The sequence below is a fragment of the Paenibacillus phocaeensis genome, from assembly GCF_900021165.1.
GTDB lineage: Bacteria > Bacillota > Bacilli > Paenibacillales > Paenibacillaceae > Fontibacillus > Fontibacillus phocaensis.
The window spans coordinates 84,965-97,005 of the sequence record NZ_FCOQ01000029.1 but is presented as its reverse complement, the minus strand read 5'-3'; the positions used below and the strand labels follow the sequence as shown (position 1 = coordinate 97,005).

Here is a 12,041-nt window from a genome sequence, read left to right as displayed (position 1 = left end):
CCGCCGCCGCAGCGCTGAGCCTGCCGAGGCCGCCCGCGCCGGATGCGCTATATAAGATGCTTGCACATAAGAGGATTTTGCAGGTGATCGTCCATTTCGTTTGAGGTTTGCGTGGTTCTGGCATGGTATCGCCTCCCTGGCCTTTCGTTTGAATCAGGCATTTCGCACCTGGTTTCCATTGCTTGTCCATTGTACCGGAGCCGGTCCAAAAAGGATGTTGCAACCTGTCGCGCGGATGGCCTGCCAACTGCTTCTATTTTTGCGGTCTTTTAGCGAGAAAAGGTCGATTTCTCGTCACCGCGGCGAACGCAGATGAAAGATGCCGCAGCCCAAAGCGGATACGACAATTCTCGGCTCGTATTGCCAGCGGATTTCCTCCCGCCTTGCTTCGTATTGTTCGGTTGCCTCTTGGGCCCGCTCGGGCTCGGGGTCCTTCACGAGATCCTTATAATAAGCGTCGATTAAGGCGAGCTCGTCATTCAGCCGTTCGCGGGCTTCCTGCGCCCAGGTGTCATCATAACCGGCGATCCGATCGGCAAGCCGCTGCTCGAGCGCGGCGCGCCCGGCATCCAGAGAGAGCTGGGTAGGTTCGATATGCACGTTTTCCGGCAGTCGGGGAACCATCGGCTTAGTCGTCAGGCGAGCCTGAAACGATTCGTCTATAGCGCCCGTCAGCAAGGATACCCCGTAATAGTGCAGCTCCTCTCGCTTCATATCGCAGCAGAACTCCACCTTGAAGCAAACGCCCAGCCAGGGCTCGTAAGCGGCGGGCAGCAGCGCCAGCCGTTGACGTTGGCCCGGCTCCTCGAAGAGATATACAAAACGGCCGCCCTTCCGTGCCGCTTCAAATATCTGCTTGAGCCGCGGGCTGCCAAACGCCAGCTCCTCGCGCTGAATCCGCCCGGGACCAAGCACCGGGAGAGGCCTTACCGCGCCGAAGTAGCGGCCGAGCAGGGCGTCCTCCTGAGCGGCTTCCATTTGCTGCTGCGGTCCGGGGCTTGGACTTTCCCGGGCCGCCTTCGCATTTTCGGCCGCTTGATGTGCCTCCGGATCAAAAACAAATGAAAACGACATCGTTTCCGGCTCCGCTCCGGTTCGTTCGATAAATCCCCAATAATAGGGACGGTTTGTCAAATCGCGGTCGGCGCGGGGGGATAACTTCACCGTGACATGATGAGGGGACTTCTCAAGAAACTGACATTCTGTTGCTTCCAGATAGGTCATGACATAATCGCGAATCTGTTCACGGGTCATGGACATGATCGCAGTTCAACCTCCTAACAGCTGCTGCAGGCCGCCCTCGTTCTCGTTTCCTTCGGCTTCCGCATCCAGCTCGGATTTAATCGTGTGGAACTCGCGTCCCAGTGAATCGACGCGGCTGGCGATTTCTTCGTCGCTGCCGGATTCGAGGATGATTTGATAGATGCTTTTTTCCAGCGAGTGCTGCTTCTCGAACCGTTCCAGAATCACATCCAGATGTCCGATGACCATTTCGAACATATTGATCTTCTCGTGCAGCAGATGGAGGATATGTTCTTCAATCGTGCCTTTGGTGGACAGATTATAGATGTGGACGTCATTCGTTTGCCCCAAGCGGTGTACGCGGCCGATCCGCTGCTCCACCCGCATCGGGTTCCAGGGCAGGTCGAAGTTGATCATCTGATGGCAAAACTGCAGGTTGATCCCTTCGCCGCCGGCTTCGGTTGCGATCATGACCTGGGCCCGGCCGCGGAACAGATCCATCATCCAATCCTTCTTGCCGCGGTTCATCCCGCCCCGATAGGGAACCGCCGACATACCGCGGTCGCGAAAATATTTCAGCAAATATTCCTGCGTGGCCCGATATTCGGTGAATACGATCACCTTATCGTTCATTTCGCGGATCAGTTCCATCGCTTTCTCCGCCTTGCTGTTTGCTTTGATCTGGCGGATCAGGTCAACGAGATCCCAAATCCGGTCGCGGATCGGGGAGTCGGGGGCCAGCTTCTTCGACAGGTTGACCAGCGTAACAAAGACGGCGTCGCGGCTGCTGCACACCTCGCGCTGCAAGGTGACGAGCGACAGCATGCTGTTGAGGTCGCCGCCTGCGGCATTATATTGATCTTTAATGAATGAGGTAACCCCGTCGTACAGGTTCTTCTCTTCCGGGGACAACTCCACATCGATGTTGCGGACGAACCGCTTGGTAAATTCCAGCTCGCCGTCCCCGCGCCGGTTGCGGATCATCACCTTGGCCAGCTCATCCTTGAGCTGACCTTCGTTCTTCGGCAGCCGCTTGTCGACGACGAAATTCGCGGCAAATTCGCTTTGCCCGCCCAGTTGGCCCGGCTTCAGCAGCGTGATCAGGTTGAACAGCTCGCCCAGGTCGTTTTGCACCGGGGTGGCGGTGAGCAGCAGGCAATATTTTTTACGCAGCTGCAGCATGAACTGGTAATTCGTCGTCTTCTTGTTCTTTAGCTTATGGGCTTCGTCGACGATGACGAGATCGTATTCGTTGCTTAACAAAATGTTCTTGTGCGGATCGCGCTTCGCGGTATCCATGGAGGCCACAACGACATCGTTGTGCCAGGAGTGCTCCTTCTTCTGAGCGACGGCCGGGATGCCGAATTTCTGGTTCAGCTCCCGAACCCATTGCAGCACCAGCGAGGCAGGCACCAGAATCAGCACCTTCTTCACGAGTCCGCGCACGATATATTCTTTCAGAATTAGGCCGGCTTCGATTGTTTTGCCAAGCCCCACTTCGTCGGCCAAAATGGCGCGTCCGCGCATTTCGAACAAGACCCTCCGGGCTGTTTCGGTCTGGTGCGGCAGCGGGGTGACGCCTTGCAGATGCTTCAAGCATTGCATTTCTTCAAAGCTTGTAACGAGCGAAGCGGTCTCGGCCTCAAGGGCAAGGTTAAACAGCTTCCAGTCGTCCCAGGGGCCGCCTTTCTGATGTCTCGATTCCAGTTCGCTGAACCAACTCCGGTCGAATTCGACAGGGACTTGCGAATTCCAATCCGGCTGTTCGGCCGGGTTGGAAGGGCCGAGGGGCTGAGGATTCATGATGTAAAACCTCCCTATGATGCGTATTGGATAGCTCTCTTGCGGCAACGAAAAGATGCCAATCAGGCCATGTTGCTGGCTTCTTGCAGACGTAGGTGTAGTATGGACGAAAAAGGAGGAGTTCATAACTTTTCAAAGGAAGGAGGGGAGAGCCGCAGCTTGGGTTCAACTTTGGCGGGCGCACGCTTTGCTGAATGATCCCTTTTGATCAGAAGACAAGAATCAAAGACATCAAAGACGTGAAGGATCCTCTGCTGTCCCCCGCCTTAATGAAAGGGATAATCACCAAAAGAGCCGGGGAAGTGTGGGGGGTTCATGAGCTTCGTCCCCGCTTCAATTGGAAAGGGTTGCACAGTGGTTTCATAGATCTTTGCCTGAAAAATTGAGAGAACCGGAGCAAACGAGGGGTTGGGCGCGCCGCATTCGGAAATTAGCCTAAAATTTCAAGCTGTCCTGTCTGTGACAACGAGATATTGTATAGTATAATGGTATTCGCACACAATATATTGTGATTCTTACATAAGATAATACCGTTTATAGGGTGTGTGTAGCGGTTTTCAAGCAGGCAGATTTCGGCTTGAAACAGCGCTTTTTTCGTTTTTTTCGCCTCATTTCGGAATTTTCGGAAGCAGCGCGAATGACCGATAGATTGAAAGATCTCTGAACTAAACTTTTAGGAGGGTGTTTTCTTTGAAAACTGTGCAGAAACAGCGCCTTGAGGGGCTAAGCGAAAAAATCTTCTTGGACCGGTACGCCTGGAAAGACGCGGATCCCAGCCACGCTAAAGTCGGCGATGTCGTTCTCGTGCTGACGAAGGACGATCCGAAATTCCCGACGAAGGAAGTCGGGGAGGTCGTTGCACGTGAAGGACGCAAGGTGACGGTCAAGACTCGCCGAGGCGAACTGGTGGAGTCGGATGTCGAGAAGCTGACCCTCAATATTGAGAAAACCCCTGAAGAAATGTGGGACCGGTTGGCCCAAGCGATGGCTTCCGTGGAGGAAACGCCGGAGCTGCAGAAGGAATGGGAAGAGAAGTTCCGCTATATCCTGGACGATTGGAAGCTGGTCCCGGGCGGACGGATCGCAGCGGGGGCCGGCGCCAGCGATGAGCTGACGCTCTTTAACTGCTATGTGATTCCATCGCCTAAGGACAGCCGCGGCGGCATCATGGAAACCCTGACGGAAATGACGGAGATTATGGCCCGCGGCGGCGGTGTAGGCATCAACCTGAGCTCCCTGCGTCCGCGCCGCGCGGTCGTCAAGGGCGTCAACGGCTCTTCGAGCGGCGCCGTATCCTGGGGCGGCTTGTTCAGCTACACCACCGGCTTGATCGAACAAGGCGGCAGCCGCCGCGGCGCGTTGATGCTGATGATTAACGACTGGCATCCGGACGTGCTGGACTTCATCACCGTTAAGCAAACGATGGGCCAGGTGACGAACGCCAACCTGTCGGTCTGCGTGAGCAACGGCTTTATGGAAGCCGTGAAGAAAGACCTCGATTGGGAGCTGGTGTTCCCGGATACGACTTATGAGGATTACAACGAAGTGTGGGACGGCGACCTCGACAAGTGGAAAGCGGATGGACGCCGCGTTATCCATTATCGCACTGTCAAAGCGCGCGAGATCTGGCACACGATCATCGAATCGGCCTGGAAATCCGCCGAGCCGGGCGTTGTATTCATGGAATACTACAACCAAATGTCCAACAGCTGGTATTTTAACCCAATTATCTGTACGAATCCGTGCGGCGAGCAAGGTTTGCCGGGCTGGGGCGTCTGCAACCTGTCGGCGATGAACCTGTCCAAGTTCTACGATGAAGAGAACCACGACGTCGCTTGGGACGAACTGGCGACCACGACGCGTTATTCGGTTCGGTTCCTGGACAATGTCATCAACAAAACGCCTTATCATTTTGAAGAAAACGAGAAAAACCAGAAGAAAGAGCGCCGCGTAGGCCTCGGAACGATGGGGCTGGCCGAGCTGATGATCAAGCTGAACATCCGTTACGGCAGCCCGGAATCGCTGGAATTCCTCGACAAACTGTATGGCTTCATCGCCAAGGAAGCGTACCTCGCGTCCGCGGACATCGCGGAAGAGAAAGGCGCGTTCCCGGCCTTCGAAGCGGACAAATATTTGCAAAGCGGCTTTATGAAAGTGATGACCGAAGTGTATCCGGAAGTGGGAGAGGCGGTTCGCGCGAAAGGCATTCGCAACGTCACGATCATCACCCAGGCGCCGACTGGCAGCACCGGAACAATGGTTGGAACCTCGACCGGGATCGAGCCGTATTTCGCCTTCAAATATTATCGTCAAAGCCGTCTCGGCTTCGACGAGCAATTCGTGCCGATCGCGCAGGAATGGATGGACGCGCATCCGGGTGAATCGCTGCCGGATTACTTCGTGACGGCGATGGACTTGTCGGCGGAGGATCATATCCGCGTGCAAGCGGCGATCCAGCGTTGGGTCGACAGCTCGATTTCCAAAACGGCGAACTGCCCGTCCGACTTTACGGTAGAAGAAACGAAGCGCTTATATGAGCTGGCGTTCGACCTCGGCTGCAAAGGCGTAACGATCTACCGCGACGGAAGCCGTGACGTGCAGGTTCTGCAAACGGAGAAGAAGGAAGAGAAGAAGGAGGAAGCGGCAGCTCCAGCGACTCCGGTCGCAGCGGAACAGCCGGCATCTGCTTCGGTTCAGGCCAGCAGCCCGAAAACCGGCGAACAGTACAAGAGACGCCCGCAAGTGCTGCATGGAGCTACTTATAAAATTAACACGCCGTTCGGGATGGCGTATATCACGATCAATGATTTGAACGGCATCCCGGGCGAAATCTTCCTGAACGTCGGTAAAGCCGGCTCCGACGTGTTTGCGATGGCGGAAGCGCTTGGCCGCGTCTGCTCGCTGTTCCTGCGTTACGGCGATCATGGCGAGAAAGTCGAGCTGCTGATCAAGCATCTCAAGGGCATCGGCGGCACGGGGGCGATCGGCTTTGGTCCGAACCGCGTCGAATCGATCGCCGACGCCGTCGCCAAAGCGCTGGAGACACATGTGCAAAACGGCCCGTACGGCGATCACGACCCGGCGCCGGTGGCCGCAACGATCGCGCATCAGGACGAAGTGGCACACGAACCCGACACTGCGGACGGCTCGCACGGCGGCCATAACCATGGCAGCGCACCAGCGACCTCCCGCGACCTCTGCCCGTCCTGCGGCTCCGCCTCGCTGATCAACATCGAGGGCTGCAAGACTTGCAGCAACTGCGGATATAGCAAGTGCTCGTAAGGAAGTTCCCAATAAGATAAAATAAAAAAGATCGCCTTATCTTGCCCTCTTGGCCAGGATAATGGCGATCTTTTTTTAACGTTCTGGCAGATCACGGCCGGGTGCATCTGTGGCGCATCTGTGGCCTCATCCGTTTCTATGACCTCTGCGATACTCGAGGTTGTTTTCCATGACGAGGGCGGCGGTGCCGATAAAAAACGCGTTTCCAGGGAACTTTGAACGTGCAATCAGGACCTTGCGGCGGTTGCCAGCCGCGATGATTCGGGTATTGACCTCCTGCTCAACATGTTGAAAGAGCGGGTCTTTTGCAAACCACAGGTCGCCTCCGATAAAAATGCATTCCGGGTCATATAGGTTCACGATGTTGATCAACCCGCTTAGAAGATACCGATTCATCCGTTCCAACGCGGCGGAACAGATCGCATCGCCGGCTTCAGCCTTGATCAGCAGCTGCATCCAGTCCATGTCCTGCGGCGCGCCATTCTGATGCGCCCAATTGAGCGTTGCGCGTACGCTGCTCATGGCCTCCAAGCAACCGCGCTGTCCGCATGCGCATAACTCCCCATCGGTCTGCACAATCATATGACCGATAATCGAAGCCAGCCCATTCGTGCCGCTATACAAGCGTTGATTGAGGATGACTCCCCCGCCGATGCCGGCCGTTACCCCTACATATACAAAGTTGTCATACTGCTTCCCGCCCCCGTAATACATCTCCGCCAGGGCGGATACGGCCATATCGTTTTCAATATAAACGGGAAGATTCCAACGTTCCTTTAGCCGGGGGACAATATGGATGATGTCGATATTAAAATCAGGCGGATCGATGATAACGCCTTCCATCATATTAATTGGGCCAATACTCGCAATCCCGATGCCCCAGACCTTCTCGATAGGGACATTTTGAAGGGTGACCTCGCACATGGCCAACAAACCGCTAATAAAGCTGTCCTCGGTCGTAAATTGCCCGATCGGAACCTGGTTGTGAAGCACAATGGAGCCGGTCAGGTTGATAATTCCAACTTGCAAATAATCCCGCCCTACGCTGATGCCCAGGGTTAGCAAACTGTCGGGGACCACTTCCAGCAAGGTCGGACGCCGACCCGAGGTTGAAGCGCTAGTCCCGCATTCGCGTACGATTCCCTCCTCCAAAAAATCAGCAATCAGCGAAGTGATGGTCATTTTGCTCAGCTGGGTTTGTTTGCTCAGCTCGATCCTCGATATTGGGCCGGATGTTGCGATGGTCTTTAAGATGAGAAACTTATTGGTTTCGATCATATTCTGATGATTTACGCCCCGCATTGATGCCATCTCCATATATGGAATAATAGGTATTCCTTCACAATTTGAATGTAGATAATTCGTATTATATCACAATAAAGCAAGAATTAGGACCATTGCGGTTTTCTCAACGGTTATATCATGTTTATCGCATGTGGGACAAGAAATAGTAAATTAAAGTTATTAATTATTATAAACTCCAAAATATACTTCTGTTGAGGAAAAAATATTTCATTTTAAAATTTTTAAATCGTATTGACATTCGAATGAAAGCGATTTATTATCCATTTAGTAAGAGATATTTACTATTTGTTATTCCCGCAGGGAATCGCAGCCTCTATGCTGTTTGGAATCTTAAGGGGATACGAATGGAGTGATGGATGTTGCTATGCGGATAGGAGTGGATATTGGCGGCACGAAGGTATCATGCGCGCTGGTAGGAGAGGATAAGACCATTCTTTCAAAAGTAAGCTTTGATACAAAGGGGGGACGGCCCTATACGGAGGTGCTGCGCGATGTCGCGAATTCGATTTATTCCGTTCTTGATGAAGCTGGATGCCGGCTCGATGAGGTTGAAGCGGTTGGCCTGGGTTGCCCGGGAATATTGAATCAGGAAAAGGGGGAAGTGATTTACTCCAACAATATTGCCTGGGAGAATGTGCCGCTAGTAAAAACGCTGCAGAAAGATGTGCCCAAGGAGATCTATGTGGACAACGACGCCAATTGCGCGGCATTGGGAGAATATCTCTGCGGAGCGTCCCAAGGGACAAACTCCTCGGTTACCGTTACGCTAGGCACCGGTGTTGGCGGGGGGATCATCCTTGGCGGACGGATTCATAGCGGATTTAACTCGGCGGCAAACGCAATCGGACATATGGTGATCGTGTCCGGCGGGGAGCCCTGCACCTGTGGGCGGAAAGGATGCTGGGAGTCCTACGCTTCCATCACTGCGCTGGTTCGTATGGCTGAGGAGATGGCGGAGCAGTTTCCAAATTCCCTTCTCGCCGAGGTGAAGAGGCGCTCTGGCCAATTCAACGGAAAGAACATATTTGATGCCGCCCGGCAAAGCGATGCGGCAGCCTTAAAGCTGCTGGACAGATACTACTATTTTGTGTCAGAGGGGATTATCGACATCATTAATGTTCTTCAGCCCGAGATGATCGTGATCGGCGGCGGAATCAGCGGTGAAGGCGACGATCTGTTACAGCCCATCATGGCCAATGTAAAAAAAGGCGTGTACTGCAAGCAGGTTCCGTTGCCGCAAATGGCGATCGCCAAACTGAACAATGATGCCGGAATCATTGGCGCTGCTTACCTGAAAGGGTATCAGGCAACGGCTGCGAAGCAGGGAATCTAACGCTGACTCACATAACTTTGAGGAGGATGATGCAATGCCTGGTAAAAAAATGCTGACTCTAATTTTTGCCGTTTCCCTTATGGCGGGTAGCCTTGCGGCATGCGGTGGAGGGAATCCCTCCGGAAACCCCGGAAATTCGGCGAAAACGGAGCATACACCCACCCAGACCGGCGGAAAAGTAGAGTTTTGGCTGGATAAAATGGGGGATGCGGAAAAGGCGGCTCGCTTGTCCGAAGTCTGGCAGAAGGATTCGGGGATTGAGGTCGTGTTCACCAATTATCCGGATGTAGCGGCCTATCAGACCTCCATCCAACAAACGATTGACGACCCTGGCGCTCCGGGCTTGTTTACCTGGTGGAGCGGCCCCCAATTGGAAACTCTGGCCAAGAACGGCAAGCTGGCGGATTTGTCTGCGGAATGGGACCACTACATCGCCGACGGTGTTGCCGCTGACGTCAAGGAAGCTTTCACGGTGGACGGAAAGGTGTACGCCGCTCCTTACAGTCTCCGCTATGCGTCCGTTCTTTATAATGTGAAGGTGTTTGAGGCGGCCGGCGTGGCGGTTCCCACCACATTCGAAGAGTTTCTGGAAGCTTGCGAGAAGATCAAGGCCAGCGGCGTCACCCCGATTGGTTTGAAAAACGATTCATGGGCCAGCTTCATCTGGTTTCAACAGTTGATCGCCGCCTATGATCCTCATCTGTATTTGGATCTCTGCGATGGCACCAAACCCTACACTGACGAGGCTGTAAAGGAAGTGATGGGGATCTGGAGAGAGATGTTCGATAAAGGTTATTTTGGGGAACCGATTGTCTACAGCGACCTCCACAAGGAGTTTGCTACGGGCGTCGTGGCCATGATGTTGGAGGACAGCCCTACCGTAACCGGTTTGCAGAGCGATTACGGCATGGAGCCCGGAACGAATATCGATGCCTTTGTTCTGCCCAGCATGAATGGGGGAAAGGGGACGATCTTCTTCGAAGCTTCGCCGATTGTCGTCACCGAGGCCAGCGCCTCCAAGGAGCAGGCTCTTGCCGCACTGCGCAGCTTCTACAAACCCGAAACCCAAACGGTGATGGTCAACGACCACGGCATTGCCAACCTAAGTGCGATATCCGTGGAAAATCAGACGATTCAGCGCATTTTGGAGATGACCGGTGATTCCGCCCATTACCAGCTCATGCTTCGCTTTTATGAGAATACACCCGAGGATTTGCGCAATACGGCCCTTGATGAACTCTCTCGCTTTATGTACAGCGGTGCGGATATCGACGCTGTACTGAATAACATACAGGCCAAGGCGGACGAAGTATTCGGCTGAATGGGGGGGTTCCTTTGAAGAAAAGCAGCTTCGTTTGGACGAATTATCTGTATCTGCTGCCGGCGGTTTTGCTGGTTTCCGTCTTCTTTGTCACGTCCATTGTGTATACCCTGCGTCTCAGCTTCTTTGAATACGACGGATTTTCCGCCATGCGGTTTGTGGGAATGGATAACTACTCTCATCTGTTTCAGGATGCAAACTTCAAAATATCGTTGATGAACACCGTCATCTGGGTTGTGTTTTCCCTTTTGTTTACATTGGCGCTGCCGCTGCTGCTGGCCATTTTGATTACGAACAGCTTTTGGGTCGGCGGGTTTAAAAATATTTTTTATTATCCTACGGCGCTGTCAGGCACCATCGGAGGCATTATCATGGTGGCCATTCTTTCGAAATACGGCATCCCCCAATTGTTTGGCCTGCTGGGATTTGAGGGGTTGGTTCGGGATTGGCTGGCCATCCCTTATGTAAATACATTTATTATGATTTTGATGGGAACATGGCAAGGCGTAGGTTTGAACACCATTCTTTTCATCACCGGGCTAACCACCATTCCCGATTCCCCCATTGAGGCGGCCAAGATTGAAGGCGCGCGGACGATCCAGCTTTACAACAAGGTGATTTTGCCGCTTCTCAAGCCCACCACGGTGGTTGTGTTGCTAATGTCGCTTGTGAACAGTTTTAAGGTGTTCGACTCGATCTGGGTCATGACGAAGGGCGGCCCTTACCGAACTTCCGAAACCTTGGCGTTGACGATGTACCAGGAGTCCTTTATCCACGGCAAGTTTGGTGTGGGGGCGGCAGTGGCTGTGGTACTCACGATGATCATCCTGATCGTCTCCTATTTCAATATCCGCAACACCTTCGGAGACACCGACCGGACGGCCTGAGCGAAGCGCGAAAGGAGAGCCCTCGATATGAAAAAAGTAAGCAACGGAAAAATCGCCGTCAATGCGGTGCTGATGATTCTGTCTATTCTATGGATTTTCCCGGCGGTCTTCGCTATTTTCGGGACGTTAAAGAAAAAGCAGGAATATAACCTAAGCAACTTTTGGGATCTGCCGCAGGCAATCAGCCTTGTCGAAAATGTAAAGGCACTCGCCGGCCCCTTCGGCATCGTCAAGGGAATGCTCAACAGCTTGCTGTATGCCACGGCCTCGGCCGGGGCGGCCGTCATTATCGCTACCCTGGCAGCTTATGCCATCGCCCATCTTAAGATCAAACGGCCCATGCTCTGGTTCTTATTTATCTACAGCGGGACCATCTTCCCGTTCCAGGTTTATTTGATCCCGGTTTACAAGGGATTGACGGCCACGAACCTGTACGATACCCAATTAGGGATGATTTTGTTCTATACCGCCATCTGCGTGCCCTTCTGTATGTTTGTCCTGCGAAATTATTATCTCGGCATATCCAAGGAAATCTGTGAATCGGCAAGGATCGACGGCTGCAACAGCCTGCAAATTTTGGGGCACATCTTTGTCCCGATGTCGATCGCCCCGCTGTCCGTTGTGTTCCTGACCCAGTTCAACTGGGTGTGGAATGAGCTTATGTTTGGGCTGACCTTTACCAAATCCCGGGAAATCCGTCCGGTAATGGCTGCGATTACCCTTATGGACAAAGCGAATGTGCCGGTGATTCTTATGGCCTGCGTGGTGGCCTCCATTCCCACATTGCTGCTCTTTTTCTTGCTGAACAAGCACTTTGAAGCCGGGTATGCTTACCAGAGCAAATAATTTTAATGAACGGAGTTGATTA

8 protein-coding genes are annotated in these 12,041 nt (G+C 53.4%); 5 read left to right on the top strand and 3 right to left on the bottom strand.

The annotated features are described in order from the left end of the window. Window positions 1-294 precede the first annotated feature (294 nt). Entirely contained in the window at window positions 295-1,260 is a 966-nt protein-coding gene (locus BN3795_RS18810) for a YqhG family protein (protein WP_068786234.1), read from the bottom strand. 9 nt (window positions 1,261-1,269) lie between these two features. Next, the gene (locus BN3795_RS18805) at window positions 1,270-3,045 is read right to left on the bottom strand and encodes a DEAD/DEAH box helicase (protein WP_068786233.1); all 1,776 of its coding nucleotides are present in this window, start codon (window positions 3,043-3,045) and stop codon (window positions 1,270-1,272) included. Window positions 3,046-3,735: 690 nt separating this feature from the next. On the opposite strand from BN3795_RS18805, the gene BN3795_RS18795 reads away from it, so the two are divergent. Further along, complete coding sequence (locus tag BN3795_RS18795) at window positions 3,736-6,327, top strand: adenosylcobalamin-dependent ribonucleoside-diphosphate reductase (protein ID WP_068786231.1); 2,592 nt, start codon at window positions 3,736-3,738, stop codon at window positions 6,325-6,327. Window positions 6,328-6,453: 126 nt separating this feature from the next. Here the strand turns inward: BN3795_RS18795 and BN3795_RS18790 are convergent, their stop codons facing one another. Further along, window positions 6,454-7,629, bottom strand: a complete 1,176-nt coding sequence (locus BN3795_RS18790; RefSeq protein WP_068786230.1) for an ROK family transcriptional regulator — start codon at window positions 7,627-7,629, stop codon at window positions 6,454-6,456. 355 nt (window positions 7,630-7,984) lie between these two features. On the opposite strand from BN3795_RS18790, the gene BN3795_RS18785 reads away from it, so the two are divergent. Genes BN3795_RS18785 through BN3795_RS18770 form a run of 4 tightly spaced genes read left to right on the top strand, consistent with a single transcriptional unit; the run spans window position 7,985 to window position 12,019 of the window. Continuing rightward, entirely contained in the window at window positions 7,985-8,965 is a 981-nt protein-coding gene (locus BN3795_RS18785; RefSeq protein ID WP_068786229.1) for an ROK family protein, read from the top strand. Window positions 8,966-8,999: 34 nt separating this feature from the next. Continuing rightward, the gene (locus BN3795_RS18780; RefSeq protein WP_068786228.1) at window positions 9,000-10,286 is read left to right on the top strand and encodes an ABC transporter substrate-binding protein; all 1,287 of its coding nucleotides are present in this window, start codon (window positions 9,000-9,002) and stop codon (window positions 10,284-10,286) included. 14 nt (window positions 10,287-10,300) lie between these two features. After that, window positions 10,301-11,173, top strand: a complete 873-nt coding sequence (locus BN3795_RS18775; RefSeq protein WP_068786227.1) for a carbohydrate ABC transporter permease — start codon at window positions 10,301-10,303, stop codon at window positions 11,171-11,173. A gap of 27 nt (window positions 11,174-11,200) precedes the next feature. After that, on the top strand, window positions 11,201-12,019 hold the full coding sequence (locus BN3795_RS18770; protein WP_068786226.1) for a carbohydrate ABC transporter permease: 819 nt from the start codon (window positions 11,201-11,203) through the stop codon (window positions 12,017-12,019). Window positions 12,020-12,041: the final 22 nt, after the last annotated feature.

What these genes read in the sequence shown, in the direction of transcription:
- BN3795_RS18810 (WP_068786234.1), bottom strand. Translation starts at nt 1,260, where the DNA reads ATGTCCATGACCCGTGAACAGATTCGCGATTATGTCATGACCTATCTG.
- BN3795_RS18805 (WP_068786233.1), bottom strand. Translation starts at nt 3,045, where the DNA reads ATGAATCCTCAGCCCCTCGGCCCTTCCAACCCGGCCGAACAGCCGGAT.
- BN3795_RS18790 (WP_068786230.1), bottom strand. Translation starts at nt 7,629, where the DNA reads ATGCGGGGCGTAAATCATCAGAATATGATCGAAACCAATAAGTTTCTC.
- BN3795_RS18785 (WP_068786229.1), top strand. Translation starts at nt 7,985, where the DNA reads ATGGATGTTGCTATGCGGATAGGAGTGGATATTGGCGGCACGAAGGTA.
- BN3795_RS18780 (WP_068786228.1), top strand. Translation starts at nt 9,000, where the DNA reads ATGCCTGGTAAAAAAATGCTGACTCTAATTTTTGCCGTTTCCCTTATG.
- BN3795_RS18770 (WP_068786226.1), top strand. Translation starts at nt 11,201, where the DNA reads ATGAAAAAAGTAAGCAACGGAAAAATCGCCGTCAATGCGGTGCTGATG.